The organism is Trebonia kvetii (assembly GCF_007827045.1).
In the GTDB taxonomy this organism is placed as follows: domain Bacteria; phylum Actinomycetota; class Actinomycetes; order Streptosporangiales; family Streptosporangiaceae; genus Trebonia; species Trebonia kvetii.
This window is the reverse complement of record NZ_RPFW01000011.1, coordinates 1-12,940: the sequence shown is the minus strand read 5'-3', so window position 1 is coordinate 12,940 and position 12,940 is coordinate 1. Positions and strand designations below refer to the sequence as shown.

General features: G+C 68.5%; 16 protein-coding genes. 8 read left to right on the top strand and 8 right to left on the bottom strand.

Annotated elements, in window-relative coordinates:
• Nucleotides 1-83: 83 nt before the first annotated feature.
• Nucleotides 84-1,403 (bottom strand): acyl-CoA dehydrogenase family protein, encoded by a 1,320-nt coding sequence (locus tag EAS64_RS39845; RefSeq protein WP_222849962.1) that lies wholly within the window; start codon nt 1,401-1,403, stop codon nt 84-86.
• A gap of 208 nt (nt 1,404-1,611) precedes the next feature.
• Between EAS64_RS39845 and EAS64_RS39840 the strand changes: the two genes are divergently transcribed.
• The 3 genes from EAS64_RS39840 to EAS64_RS39830 are packed head-to-tail and all read left to right on the top strand — an operon-like array spanning nt 1,612 to nt 4,169.
• Nucleotides 1,612-2,133 (top strand): nuclear transport factor 2 family protein, encoded by a 522-nt coding sequence (locus tag EAS64_RS39840; RefSeq protein ID WP_145861900.1) that lies wholly within the window; start codon nt 1,612-1,614, stop codon nt 2,131-2,133.
• Nucleotides 2,134-2,178: 45 nt separating this feature from the next.
• The gene (locus EAS64_RS39835) at nt 2,179-2,802 is read left to right on the top strand and encodes an NADPH-dependent FMN reductase (RefSeq protein ID WP_145861898.1); all 624 of its coding nucleotides are present in this window, start codon (nt 2,179-2,181) and stop codon (nt 2,800-2,802) included.
• Between the two features lie 35 nt (nt 2,803-2,837).
• Nucleotides 2,838-4,169, top strand: a complete 1,332-nt coding sequence (locus EAS64_RS39830; protein WP_145861896.1) for an acyl-CoA dehydrogenase family protein — start codon at nt 2,838-2,840, stop codon at nt 4,167-4,169.
• Nucleotides 4,170-4,269: 100 nt separating this feature from the next.
• Here EAS64_RS39830 and EAS64_RS39825 read toward each other — a convergent pair whose 3' ends face one another.
• Nucleotides 4,270-4,998: a TetR/AcrR family transcriptional regulator gene (locus EAS64_RS39825; RefSeq protein ID WP_145861894.1), complete on the bottom strand. Its 729-nt coding sequence runs from the start codon at nt 4,996-4,998 to the stop codon at nt 4,270-4,272.
• Nucleotides 4,999-5,156: 158 nt separating this feature from the next.
• On the opposite strand from EAS64_RS39825, the gene EAS64_RS39820 reads away from it, so the two are divergent.
• Together EAS64_RS39820 and EAS64_RS39815 are read left to right on the top strand one after the other, a co-directional pair.
• Nucleotides 5,157-6,404: an acyl-CoA dehydrogenase family protein gene (locus EAS64_RS39820; RefSeq protein ID WP_145861893.1), complete on the top strand. Its 1,248-nt coding sequence runs from the start codon at nt 5,157-5,159 to the stop codon at nt 6,402-6,404.
• 3 nt (nt 6,405-6,407) lie between these two features.
• Nucleotides 6,408-7,127 (top strand): nuclear transport factor 2 family protein, encoded by a 720-nt coding sequence (locus tag EAS64_RS39815; protein ID WP_222849961.1) that lies wholly within the window; start codon nt 6,408-6,410, stop codon nt 7,125-7,127.
• Nucleotides 7,128-7,138: 11 nt separating this feature from the next.
• On the opposite strand, the gene EAS64_RS44260 is transcribed toward EAS64_RS39815, so the two are convergent.
• Entirely contained in the window at nt 7,139-7,303 is a 165-nt protein-coding gene (locus tag EAS64_RS44260) for a hypothetical protein (RefSeq protein ID WP_187366523.1), read from the bottom strand.
• Nucleotides 7,304-7,528: 225 nt separating this feature from the next.
• Between EAS64_RS44260 and EAS64_RS39805 the strand changes: the two genes are divergently transcribed.
• A complete protein-coding gene (locus EAS64_RS39805) occupies nt 7,529-7,855 on the top strand; it encodes a YciI family protein (RefSeq protein ID WP_145861890.1) in 327 nt (108 codons plus the stop codon).
• Entirely contained in the window at nt 7,855-9,129 is a 1,275-nt protein-coding gene (locus EAS64_RS39800) for an RNA polymerase sigma factor (protein WP_145861888.1), read from the top strand. The genes EAS64_RS39805 and EAS64_RS39800 overlap by 1 nt, the downstream gene beginning before the upstream one ends.
• Before the next feature lie 48 nt (nt 9,130-9,177).
• Here EAS64_RS39800 and EAS64_RS39795 read toward each other — a convergent pair whose 3' ends face one another.
• The 4 genes from EAS64_RS39795 to EAS64_RS39780 form a co-directional block, all read right to left on the bottom strand.
• Nucleotides 9,178-9,720 (bottom strand): dihydrofolate reductase family protein, encoded by a 543-nt coding sequence (locus EAS64_RS39795; RefSeq protein WP_145861886.1) that lies wholly within the window; start codon nt 9,718-9,720, stop codon nt 9,178-9,180.
• 28 nt (nt 9,721-9,748) lie between these two features.
• Entirely contained in the window at nt 9,749-9,979 is a 231-nt protein-coding gene (locus EAS64_RS39790; RefSeq protein ID WP_145861884.1) for a DUF4287 domain-containing protein, read from the bottom strand.
• A gap of 13 nt (nt 9,980-9,992) precedes the next feature.
• Entirely contained in the window at nt 9,993-10,850 is an 858-nt protein-coding gene (locus tag EAS64_RS39785) for an alpha/beta fold hydrolase (protein WP_145861882.1), read from the bottom strand.
• An 80-nt stretch (nt 10,851-10,930) separates the two neighbouring features.
• The gene (locus EAS64_RS39780; RefSeq protein WP_145861880.1) at nt 10,931-11,476 is read right to left on the bottom strand and encodes a dihydrofolate reductase family protein; all 546 of its coding nucleotides are present in this window, start codon (nt 11,474-11,476) and stop codon (nt 10,931-10,933) included.
• 540 nt (nt 11,477-12,016) lie between these two features.
• Here EAS64_RS39780 and EAS64_RS44255 point away from each other — a divergent pair.
• A complete protein-coding gene (locus EAS64_RS44255) occupies nt 12,017-12,247 on the top strand; it encodes a hypothetical protein (RefSeq protein WP_187366522.1) in 231 nt (76 codons plus the stop codon).
• Between the two features lie 296 nt (nt 12,248-12,543).
• Here the strand turns inward: EAS64_RS44255 and EAS64_RS48100 are convergent, their stop codons facing one another.
• Nucleotides 12,544-12,807 carry a DUF8371 domain-containing protein gene (locus tag EAS64_RS48100; protein ID WP_500691528.1) on the bottom strand — a complete coding sequence of 88 codons (264 nt, stop codon included), beginning with the start codon at nt 12,805-12,807 and terminating at the stop codon, nt 12,544-12,546.
• Nucleotides 12,808-12,940 lie beyond the last annotated feature (133 nt).

Sequence of the window (12,940 nt, the reverse complement as noted above, 5' to 3'; positions counted from 1 at the left end):
TAGGGTCCCGAAGCAATTCGTCAGGCCGTCACGTGCCGACTCCCGGAGTGACCTATTGCGGCGACAGTCCCGCACCGCAGGAGTCAGCGAGCCGAGACATCCGGCACCGCGCCGCCCATCATCAGGAAGGGCTCGAGGCCGAGCAGCCGCCTGCCGGTGATCTCTGCCTGCGGGTCGAGCCGCAGCGCGCCGTGCGAGTTCAGGACGCGGGCATCCCGGGCGAAACGCTGGATCGGGTTGTTCAGCGATGCGGTCGACGAGCCCAGCGTCCGCTGCAGGCCATTGATCGCCCCTTCGCACAGGCTGGACGCGTACGCGAGACCGAGAGTGATCTGCGATTCTTCGTCGGGGCCAAAGCCGCGGTCCTGTTCGGCCCGCGCGTCAACCTCGCTCGCCCATCCTTCGATCACCGCGGCGGCGGTGTCGATCATCGCCCGGGCGCGGCCGGCGGCGACGTGCACCGAGGGCATGTCGGCCACCGTCGGATAGGGGAGGTTGAACGGCTTGCGCTTGGGGGCCTGCTCGATGAAGGCGGCGAGCGCCCCTCGTGCCATCCCCAGCGTGACGGCAACACCGCTCAGGGAAACGACGAGCAGCAGCGCGGGACCGCTCTGGCGGAACGCCAGTCCCGAGTACCGCTCGCGGACGGTCTCCAGGCGTGCGGGAACCTCCGCGAGGTCCATGAACCGGTAGTCAGGGACGAAGACCTCCTCGTCCGCCTTCAGGCCGTTGCTCGAGGTGCCGGCAAGCCCCATCACGTGCCAGTCATCGACGATCTCGTACTGACCGCGCTCCAGGACGCACACGCCGCGCCCGCTTCCGTGCGCGGGGTCGAACTCGACACCCACCAGCGCGTACGGCGCGTGCCTGCAGCCACTGCCGAAGGCCCACTTTCCCTTGACCATCCAGCCGCCGTCGACGCGGCGCCCGGCGCCGACGGTCGTCGCGAACACCGACGCGCCGACCACCAGCGGGCCGGCGTGCCCGGCGGCGTTCGCCGCGATCTCGTCGACCGCCCGCTGGTCCAGCATCAGGGCGTTCCGCAGCCCGACACCAACGAAGGCGTACCACCCGGCGGACCCATCGCCCTCTGAGACGGTGGAGATGACCTCCACGAGGTCGCGGGCGCCGAGGGCAAGGCCACCCCATTCCAGTGGCATCGTCATTTTGAAGATCCCGGCTGCCGTCAGCGCCTCGATCGCGGCCGAGGTCAGATGCGTCAACTGCTCGCTCGCCGGCGCCTGGTCTCGCAAGAGCGGTATCAGGTTCCTGGCCTCGGCGCTGATACGCCTCCCGGTAGCGCTCAGGAACCGATCCGACGCCGAGCGGGCAGCCGAGCCCCCGCCGGGAGGCAGGCTCATCTCGCTGCCGGCCGCCATCGTCTCTTTCGTAAATGCCGTCATCGCGTACGAAAACCTCTCTTACCGGAGAATTGTTGTGACCGTACTGCACGGTACAGTTTATTGTCAAGGACATCGTCAGCAGGCGGCCAAGGTCTCGGTAAGCAGGCTCTTCGCGCAAATAATAAATCCATTGACAACACTGCACCGTACAGTACTATTCGGGAGACGTAGCGGGGCCACGACAGCAATGGAACTGGCTGGAGGAGAGTTGCAGGAGTACACGGTCGTTGGCGGAGTCGCGCAGATCAGCGATCCCGCTTTCTTCGAGACCTGGATGGACCGCGAGGACTTCGCCGAGGCGATGTCCCAGGCGGCGACACCAGCGGTGGCCGCGTTGAAGCGCCTGGTCTTCGAGTTCGAGGCGGCACTCGCGCGGATGGTTGTGAGCCGCCGGGTTGAGGAGGAGATCGACGGGATTCTCGAGCGGTTCCTCGTCGAGGACTACATACAGCACGACCCGAACGTGCCGGGCAACGGGCGCGCGGTCCTAGCCCAGGGATTCCGCATGCTCCCGCTCAACGGTGATGTGCCGCCGCCCCCGGTCGCGCTCATCGTCGAGGGCGACCTGGTCTGCCTGATGATGCAGAAGCCGATGCCCGATCCGACCGCACCAGGCTCGACGTACGACTGGTTCATCCCGACCATCTTCCGCGTCAGGAACGGGAAGCTCGCCGAGCACTGGGGACCGGGCCAGAAGGGCAAGCCCGGCGTGGGGCCGGCACCGGAATAGCGTGCGGCCACCCCGGTACGCCGACCGACAAGGAGATAGCACCCAGTGCCACAGCTACAGGTCACTATCGCGAGCACGCGGCCCGGTCGGGCCGGCCTGCCGATCGGCCGCTGGGCCGCCGAGGCGGCGGCCGAGCACGGCGGGTTCGACGTCGAACTGGTGGATCTCGAGGAGATGCGGCTACCGCTCCTGGATGAGCCCAACCACCCGCGGATGCGCAAGTACACGAAGGAACACACGCTCCGCTGGAGCGAGAAGGTCAGCACGGCTGACGCCTTCCTGTTCGTCACGCCGGAATACAACTACGGGCCGCCGCCTGCACTGCTCAACGCGGTCAACTTCCTCCACGACGAATGGGCATACAAGCCGGCCGCGTTCGTGAGCTACGGCGGCGTGGCGGCCGGGCTGCGCTCCGTCCAGGCACTCAAGCAGGTCCTCACCACCCTGCGGATGGTTACGATCCCTGAAGGTGTCGCCATCCCGTTCGTGTTCGAGCACCTCAGCCCGGCCGGCCTGAACCCGCCGCCGCCCGTCGCGGGCGCGGTCGGCCCGATGCTTGACGAACTGCTCCGGTGGACCAATGCGCTCAGCGAGCTGCGCAACAGCCCGCCGCCGCAGCCACCGCCCCCGCCGCCGGCCGGGCGCGGCATGCCAGTCGGCGCACGGTGACCTGCGCCATCAGTGAGTGATCTGGGAGGTTGAAGATGAGTCAACAGGCCGTTACGGAGATCGACGGCCCCGGCGCAGCGCCGGTTCCGCAGCGGCGGGAGTCGGAGTTCCTGAGCGCGACCGGGCGGCGGATCCGCGACGAGATCAGGGAGCTGATCCCGGTCCTGCGCGCGAACGCCGCAGAGGGCGAGCGGACCGGGGCTCTGACGCCGGAGACACTCAAGGCCGTGAGCGAGGCAGGTGTCTTCAGGCTCACGCTTCCCGCCGAGTACGGCGGCACCGCCCTGGGCGCCCGGGATATAGCCGAGATCATCACGGCCCTGGGCAGCGGCGACGCCGCCGCAGGCTGGCTGACGGTCGTCGCCACCGCCACCCGCAACACCCTCGTGTTCCCGGAGCTGACGGTCGCCGAGGTGTTCAGGGACGCACTGAACTGGCTGGGGCCGATCATGTGCGGCGCCTCGCTGCTTTCACCCGTGGTCGGCAAGGCGCGGAAGGTCGACGGCGGCTGGATGATCAGCGGCAAGTGGACGTTCGGCAGCGGATCCAAGCACGCGGCCTGGGCCACGGTCGGCATCGAGTACGCCGACGCCGGCGGGCGGACGCACCGTGCGATGGCGCTGCTGCCGCGCGAGGAGTTCCGTATCCTCGACGACTGGCACGTGATGGGGCTACAGGGCACGTCAAGCAACAGCATCACGACCATCGGCGATGAGGGCTTCGTTCCGGAGCACCGGGTCCTCGACATGGCCGGGATCCCCCCGATGATTGACGCGCTGCGCGGTCGCTACGAAGGCCCCGGGTTCAAGTTCGGCGCCTTCGGACTGATGCTGCTCGTCCCTGTCAGCTTCGCGGCCCTGGCACTCGGGATGGCGGAGGGCTGCCTCGAGTGCTTCACCGAGCAGGCCGGGCGCCGCAAGCCGTTCAACCTCCCCTACCCGACGGTGGCGGACATGCCGTCGGTCCAGGTGACGGCCGGCAAGGCGCGTGCCGCCATCAACGTGGCGCGGGCGACGATCTACGGGTACGCCGACGAACTGGACCGCCGTGCGCTGCGCGGTGAGGATTACACCCCACAGGATGAGCCCGCGGTCACGCTGGACCTGATCTTCGCGATCAGCATGCTGGAGGAGGCCATCGACTCGCTGCAGATCGCGCTCGGCTCATCGACGGCTGCCCTGTCCAACCCGATTCAGCGGTTCGTGCGCGATGTCCGCATCCTGGCGACGCACGGTGCGCTGCGGCTCGACCCGATGGCGGAGATCAACGGGCGGGAGATCCTCGGGCTCGAGCCGTTCATGAAGATGGCTGGCTTCGAACCCCCGGCGCCCGGGGCAGGCTTCCGGCCCGCGCCGCCCAGACGCTGAAGCAGGCCACCGCTTCTGTCGAGCAGCACAGCAGAGTGACTAGCCGGCCTTCCTGCACAGCGTCCGCGGCGAGGGCCGCGGGCGCTGTGGCTGCCCCTTGCTACCGGCGGCCCCCCGTTTCCGGTAGCCAGGGGTAGCCGTAGCTCCCGGCGGGCGGCGCCACTTCGCGGGCGTCCCCCGTCCGCGGCTGGATCCCGCGCAGGAAGATCGCCGTGATCCAGCGGGCGTAGGAATCAAGCAGCGTGTGCTCGGGCCGGAACTCGGGGAACAGCAGCGAGTCCAGCTGCGGGCCCGACGCGACCATCCGCAGCAGGACAGTGGCGAACATGCGGGCGTCCGCGAGCTCGTAACCGTGGCGCTCCGCCTCGTCTTCCAGGGTCGACGCGATGAGCCCGATCACGTCGACCAGTCCCGCGGACTCCCCCGCGAACGCCAGATCGGGGTGACGGCCGCTCTCCGTGACCATCACCCTCAGGAAAGCCTGGAACTCGGGGGATGTCGTCGCCTCGAGCACGATGAGGACGATCTCAGCGAGCCGCACCTGCGGATCTTGCTCCCCGCGAAGCCGCGACTCGTCCATCTGCACGGCAAGCGCCCGGCCCGAGCGCTCTACCACCGCCCTGAAGAGCGCGAGCTTATCCGAGTAGTGGGCGTACACGGTCGTCTTCGACACACCCGCCTGCGCCGCGATCGCGTCCATCGACGTCTGATCAAAACCGTTCGCCAGGAAAAGCTGCACCGCGGCGTCCAGCACCTGCTTGCGCTTGTCGCGGGCACCGGGCCTGCGCCGTGCGCTCACCTGCCTGCCAGCAGTGGGAGTACTCGTCATAACTGGACTGTACCGTACCGGTTAGAAACCGTGCCGAAATGAGCCATGCTCCGCGCCCACTCACGGGTACCTTGACACGTCTCTGTGCTGGTCGGTACAGTCCATCTGCACTGTACCGATCAGTACGGTCAGCGCGACCATCTATGACGAGGTAGGCAATGGCAGACACACTTGAGCTGACGGCGCAATCCGAAGCGGGCAGGCGGCTACGGGACGCAGCCGCCGCCATGGTGCCGATGCTGCGCGGCGAGGCGGCGGAGATCGAGCGGCAGGGAGCGATGACCCCGGCCGTCCTGAGCGCCCTGACGGACGCGGGCATCTTCAAGATGGCGGTGCCGCCTGAGCTCGGCGGGTACGCGCTCGGCGCCCGCGACGTGGTCGAGATCGTCAGCGCGCTGGCCCGCGGCGACGGCTCCGCGGCGTGGATGGCCTTCGTCGGCAGCGGGCTGCGGATGGTCTCGATGTTCCCGCAGCCGCTTGTCGATGAAGTGTTCGCGCAGCGGGACACGTGGGTCGGGCCGCTGTGCATCGGCGCGTCGGTGTTCTCCACCAGCGTCGGCACGGCCCGCCGCGCTGACGGCGGCTGGCTGGTGAGCGGCCGCTGGGCGTTCGGCAGCGGCTGCAGGCACACCGCATGGGCAGCCGTGGGCGTCGAGTTCGAACTCGGCGGCCACCCGGGCCGCGGGATGGCGCTGCTGCCGCGCGAGGACTTCGAGATCCTCGACGACTGGAAGGTGATGGGCCTGTCCGGCACCTCGAGCAACGGGATAACGACCAGCGGCGAAGTCTTCGTGCCCGACCACCGCCTCGTCGACATGGCCGAGCTCGGCCCGATCATGGACGAGGCGCCGAACCGCTACAGTGGGCTCGCGTTCCGCGCCGGGATGCGCGGCGCGATGCTGACGGTATGCCTCTACAACGTGTCGATCGCTCTCGGGATGGCCGCAGGCGTGCTCGAGTGCTTCGCGAAACAGGCCCGCAAGCGCAAGCCGTTCAACCTGCCCTACCCGTCCGTGGCAGAGATGCCGTCCGTGCAGGTCGTGGCCGGCAAGGCGCGGGCCATGATCAACAACGCGGGCACGCTGATGCGGGCGCACGCGGACGAGATCGACCGGCGCTCGCTGGCGGGCGAGGACTTCTCCGCTCCCGAGGAGTCCGAGATGACGATGGACCTGGTGTACGCGACGAACCTGTGCGAAGACGCGATCAACAGCCTTCAGGTGGCGATCGGCTCCTCGACCGCTGCGCTGTCCAACCCGATCCAGCGTTCGGTCCGCGACATCCGCGTGCTTGCGAGCCACGGCGCGATCCGGATTGATCCACTGGCAGAGATCAACGGGCGCCAGGTGCTCGGACTCCCGCCGTTCTCGATGTTCGCCGGCGGCCTGGCGAAGGTGGCGGGCTGAGCGATGGCCGCGACCGGCCAGGCCGAGGCCAACAAGCAGGTCGTCCTTGACTTTCTCCGGGAGTCCGTGGAACTGCCCACCCCGGTCTTCTTGGTGGCAGAGGAGGACCTCGTAACCGTCTGCTTCTACATGCCGCAGCCCGAACCCGGTAGTCCCGACCAGACGTACGACTACTACTCGTTCAACACCTACCGGGTCCGTGACGGCAAGCTCGCCGAGCGCTGGCCGAACACCCACAAGTACGTGCCGCTCTACCAGCCGCCCGACCCTGCCGTCGGGCGTGACCGCGCAACCCAGCCCCGCCACGTCGGCGCGACCAACCTCGAGGCCAACAAGCAACTGGTGCGCGAGTTCTACGACCGCGTCTTCGGCGCCATGAACCCCGGCGCCGTCGGCGACTTCGTCGCCGAGGACTATCACCAGCACTCTTCGCACATGCCGCAGGGCCGGAGCGGGCTCGAGGAATTCGTAAGCAGGCTCGCCTCCTCGACACCGCGCGTGGCGGGGGCCGTCCCCGCGCCGGTGGCGGCCCCGCCTGAGCCCGCTGTACTGCTGGCCGAGGGAGACATCGTGGTCACCGCCGCGTGCCTGCCGCAGCCTGAGCCCGGCGGCTCTGGTTGCAGCTGGCCGTATTACGCCTACGACGCTTACCGCGTCAAGAACGGCAAGCTCGCCGAGCACTGGAGCGGAATCAACAAGGCAGCCCCACCGCGGCACGGCTGACAGCGCCGGCCTTATTCTCCCCTGGCCTGGCGGGCGGCGCTGACTGCGCGGTCGAGGACGGCCGCGCCGGCCCGGCTGCCGTGGAACCCGGACGGGACCCGGGCGGGCAGCCTGACCCGGAGGGTGAGCAGGTCGCGGGCCAGGCCGCGGGAGGTGACGGAGCCAGGCGCCGCCACCTTCGCATCTCTGGTGAAGCCTCTCGGGCCTGGCCGGCTGGCAAGCCGCTTCGGGCGGCGGATCTCGCCGCGCCGGGGCGGGCCGCTACGATTTCCTCGTGGCCGTCCCCGCGCGAACGCATCCGCGATCGACGGCCGCGAGGCCAGGGTGCTGCGGCGCTTCGACCCGCAGGACTAGCTGGCTGGACGGGCGCCGCAGCAGCGATTCTTTTCGGAGGTCTGGCGATGCGTTTCATGATGACGGTCAACGGCGGCGGCGCACCGGCGGATGAGCAACTCTACGCGGAGATGGGGCGGTTTGTGGAGGAGCTGACCCGGGCCGGGGTGCTGCTAGCGACGGGCGGCCTGGACCGTGGCACGCACGTCGCGGCGTCCGGCGGGAAGCTTACGCTGACCGACGGGCCGTTCACCGAGTCCAAGGAGGTGATCGTCAGCTTTGCGCTGATCGAGGTGCGGTCGAAGGAGGAGGCGGTGGAGCTGGCCGGGCGGTTCTGGAAGATCGTCGGCGACGGTGAGGGGGACATCCGTCAGGTGTTCGGCCCCGACGCTTAATGACCACCGACCCCGCGGCGCATGGCGCGGTCGAGGCGGTGTGGCGGCTGGAGTCGGCCAGGATCATCGCCAGCCTGGCCAGGCTAGTCCGCGATGTCGGCCTGGCCGAAGAGCTGGCGCAGGACGCGCTGGTCGCCGCGCTGGAACAGTGGCCGGCCGACGGCATCCCGGCCAACCCCGGCGGCTGGCTTATGGTCACTGCCAGGCACCGCGCCATCGACCGTATCCGGCGCGACGAACGGCTCGGCGGCAAGCTCAACCTGCTCGGCCGCGAGCTGGAAATCGCGCAACACGATGTCCCGGCGGAGTTCGACGCAGTGCTTGACGAGGAGCGGATCGATGACGACCTGCTGCGGCTGATGTTCATCTCTTGTCATCCGGTGCTATCCACCGAGGCGAGGATCGCGCTCACCCTCCGCCTGCTCGGCGGCCTGACCACCGAGGAGATCGCCCGCGGGTTCCTCGCACCGGAGCCGACGATCGCCAAGCGGATCGTGCGGGCCAAGCGGACGCTGGCCAGCAAGCAGGTCCCGTTCGAGGTGCCGCCGCCGAGCGAGCGGCCGGCCCGCCTGGCGTCCGTGCTCGAGGTGCTCTACCTGGTGTTCAACGAGGGCTACTCGGCGATGGCCGGGGACGACTGGATGCGACCGGCGCTTTGCACCGAGGCGCTCCGCCTCAGCCGCGTGATCGCCGGGCTGATGCCTGCCGAACCCGAGGTACATGGCCTGGTCGCGCTGATGGAGATCCAGGCGTCGCGGATCCCGGCCCGGCTCAGCCCGGCAGGGCTGCCGGTACCGCTGCTCGAACAGAATCGCGGCCGCTGGGACCAGCTGTTGATCAGGCGCGGTTTCACCGCCCTGCTCCGGGCCGAGTGGCTGGGCCGCCCCCCAGGCCCGTACATGCTGCAGGCGGCCATCGCAGCCTGTCACGCCCAAGCGCACATCGCCGCGGAGACCGACTGGGAGCGGATCGCGACGCTTTACCACGTCTTGGCCGTGCTCACGCCGTCCCCGGTGGTGGAACTGAACCGTGCCGTCGCGGTGGCGATGGCGTTCGGCCCCGCGCGCGGCCTGGACATTGTGGACCGCCTGACGGGGGACCCCGCGCTGGCGGGCTATCACCACCTGCCCAGCGTGCGCGGCGACCTGCTGGCCAGGCTCGGGCGGCACGACGAGGCGGCCGGCGAGTTCCGCCGGGCCGCCTCGCTCACCAAGAACAACCCCGAACGGACCGTCCTTCTGCAGCGCGCCGCCGAATGCGACCCGAATACCTGACCGACCAGGCCGCCGTCAGACCTTGCGTCCTGAGTCATGGAGTGGGCGTCAGGACTCCGGCGCGTAGCGGAGCGCGACGACACCGTTGCGGTGGGCGCGAGATTCCAAGAGCGTGAGCGGCACATGCCCGCTATCGTGCTCAAACAGGCGCGTGCCAGTGCCGGCCACCACGGGGTGGACAAGGAGCCGGAGTTCGTCAAGCAGGCGCTCGGCGAGCAGGAACCGAATCAGGATGCCGCTGGCTCCGACGGTGATGTCCTTGCCTGGCTGCTGCTTAAGCCTGGCCAGCGCGGCGGCGACGTCGCCGCCGATCACCGTCGTAGGACCCCAGCCGGGGTCCTTCATGGTCGTGGAGACGACAACTTTCGGGGTAGTGGTCATCATCTCCGCATGCGGCGGGGCCGCCGGGCCGGTGAACACCCTGCGGAACAGCTCGTAGGAGCGCCGTCCGTACAGGTGGGTGCCCGCACCGGCGAGCAGTGGCATGACCGCCTCGCTCAGCTCGTCGTCGTAGTAGGGCAGGTTCCACTTCTCCGGGGCTTCCACGACCCCGTCGAGGGTGATGAACAGCCCGGCGATGATCTTCCTCATGCGCGTTCTGCCTTTCCGGAAGAGGGTGTCACGACTTCAGTTCCGTGCCGTCGACGTCGCGGTGAGTTAGGGCATAGCCGACCAGGGCGGTGGCGTGCCCGTGGCCGATGCCGTGCTCGGCCTTGAGCCAGTCGACCAGTGGCTTGTGCCTGGTCAGATGGCAGGAGTTGATCAGCTCAAGCCAGTAGTCGATGGGCTTGCCGTACTTCTTCTCGATGGAAGGAAAGTAATAGGCGGGACCCTGGACGCGTTCGGTCATGATGGTCTCCTTGTCACATGGCTGCGCGGCCACCGGCGGGGGTCGACGCCCGGGGTCCGGTGTCGGTGAGGAACTCGGTGAGGGTAGCCGCGATGACCTTCGGCGTGAGCTTCTTGGCGTGGCCGAGGCCGCGGCGCTCGACGAGGCGAGCATCCGGGAGCGCGGCCGCGACCGCCGCCGAGCCGTGGCGCAGCAAGCCGGGGCTCTCCTTCTCGGGGCCGCACATCACCAGTGTGGGGATGGTGACAGCAGCCCACTGGCCGGCCGAAAGCTGCCGCCCGGTCTGATAAGGCTCGACAAGCTCGGCGTCGTAGGGCAGGGTGTGCGCGACCGCTGTCAGCCGCTTCCAAACCCCCGGCATCAGGCGCAGCAGGCCGGGGACGAACGGCGGCGCTCCCATGCCGTCCACCATGTAGCAGCGGACCGCCTCGCCGCGCCGCCCGGCCTCGATCAGTCCGGTGAGGCGCGGGCGCAGGTCGTCCGGCAGCCGCCGGTCGGTGGGATCGACCCCCAGTGGCGGCTCCTGCACGGCCAGCTTGCGGATCGGCAGGCCGGCCGCGGCCGCCTCCAGGGCGAGGACCGCCCCGGACGACAGGCCCCACACGTGGGCGCGCCCGCCAGCCGCCGCGATCACGGCGGCGAGGTCCTCAATCTCGCGTTCAACGGCATAAGGAGGCGTGTCCCCGCTATCGCCGCGTCCCCGGCGGTCGTAGCTGTAGACCGCGAACCGGGCGGAAAGCAGCTCGGCCAGTTTGACCTGACCGGGGTAGCGGCGATAGCTGAAGGCGCCGCCGATGAGGATCACGGGGTCGCCGGAACCGGTGCGGTCGTAGGCGACCTTGGTTCCGTCTTGTGACGTCACTGTGTTCATGATGGTTCTCCATGTATTCCTCGTGGTTGCTTTGCTGGTGCTACCGGCCGCCGCAGCGTGAAGACTGCGGCGGCCGGAGGTCAGGCGCTGTCGGCGTGATAGGTCAGGTGCACTACGCCGGTGCTGAATGCGTCGCAGCGGGCCAGCGTCAGCGTGGCGGGGCTGCCCTCGCCGTCGAACAGGCGCATGCCGGCGCCGACCACGACTGGGAACAGCAGCAGGCTCAGCTCGTCCAGCAGGCCCTGACGCAGCAGATAGGTGACCAGGGTGGGGCTGCCGCTGATGTTGATGTTCTTGCCCGGCTGTTCCTTGAGCCGGGTGATCTCCTGAGCAACGTCGCCGCAGATCAGGGTCGAGTTCTCCCACTCGGCCTGCTCCAGGGTGGCGGACACCACCACCTTGGGAACGGCGTTCATCCCGGCCGCCATCGGGTCGCTGGTATTCCCGGCGAACGAGGCGGCGAAAGTCTGGTAAGTGACCCTGCCCAGCAGCATCGTGTCACCCGCGGCCATGACCGACCCGATCACCTGGCCGATCTCGTGGCTAAAGTACCGGCCGGTCCACTTCTCCGGCGCCTCTACCACGCCGTCGACCGACACCATAAGCCCCGCCACGATCTTCCGCATGACATCTCCTTCAAGGACTCGGGCGGCCAGGTCTTCCGGCCGCTGCTACTTATGCCTCGAACGGGGGGTCCACGAATGGACACGGCGGCGCAACATCTCTGCCGGATTCCCGCGGGTCCTGACCCAGCCTGGGCCTTCGGCGGCATTGCCGCCTTGTGAGGAGCTGCACGGCTGGGCGGGAAACCCAGGCGACAGGCAGGGCACTGTCGCCTGCGTGGCTCCTGCTTACATCCCTTGTTCCGGCTTGCCCGCGAGTTCTACGCCGCCGTGTCTGCCCGAGCAGCGGCCAGGGCAGAAGTTGGCGAAACCAAGGTGCGGATAAGCCACTGGCTCGCCGAAACCCACACCGTGCCCGGCGGCGGTCGAAGGCGTTCGCGCGGACATCGTGCGAGCGCTCCGGATCTGAGTCCGGACCCTGGTAGGAAAGAGCCTGTGAATACGGGCGAGGGGACGATTGGGCCGGTCGAGCATCCTGTTCCAACGGATGCCACTATCAAGGCACTGTACGGGAGTGCTCTCCGGTGTGGCTTTCCGGAGTGCATGCAGTCGCTGTACCGGGTGAGCGAGACCGGCGAAAGGATTCTCAACAGCGAGGTCGCACACATCCACGCCCGTCGCGAAGGCGGCCCCCGGTGGAACGCAGCGATGAGCCGGGAAGAGAACCGCGGGTTCGGCAACCTGATCTTGCTGTGCAAGCCGCATGCCTCAGAGGTAGACGACACACCCCAGCATTTCCCGGCTGAGCTGCTACGCGAGTGGAAACGAGCCTAGGTAGAGATCCAGCAGCAAGCCGCGATCACGCAGCCCGCGCTGACCGACGCCGAGGTTGTCGAGGTTCTACGGCAGTCGTTCGGCCTGGATGAAGTCGTCGATGCGATCGCCGCCAAGCTGCCTTTCTCGCCTCGCCTCCGTACACGCGACGAAGCGCTGGACCGTGCGGTGCGGGAGTCGCTGGCACGACGGCGGACCCGCTCCCTGTCGCTGACGACCATCTTGACGCCGTCCTGGTGTGGATGGCCGAGCACGCTGATCCCCTAGTCCAGGTGCCCGATGGCGCGCTGCGGGTCCTAGTCGCCCCGATGGGGTCCGGTAAGAGCGAGCTTGCTGCTCCCCGCAACGGCATGTATGGACATCTCGCCTCGTGGCCATGTCAACTTCTTGTCCCACAGGACCCGCCACAGGTCGCGGTGCTCAACGGCGTGGCGGAAGCGCTCGATCAGCGATCCGATCCATGCGGGAAAGTATCCTTGGCCAGGATCGCGAACAAGGATCCCCGCGGGAAGCCAGTGGCCCAGCCAGTACAGCCGTGCGTTATCGCCCGAAAAAGCCATCCGCCCGTGTCATCTGCCATGAGCATGGGACCACCTGCCGAGGGTTATTGCCACGGGGATGGGACCACCCCGGTTGCCAGTTGATGGACCACCCCTGCCAGGATCGCCCGGTTTGCACCGTTCTGCGAGAGAT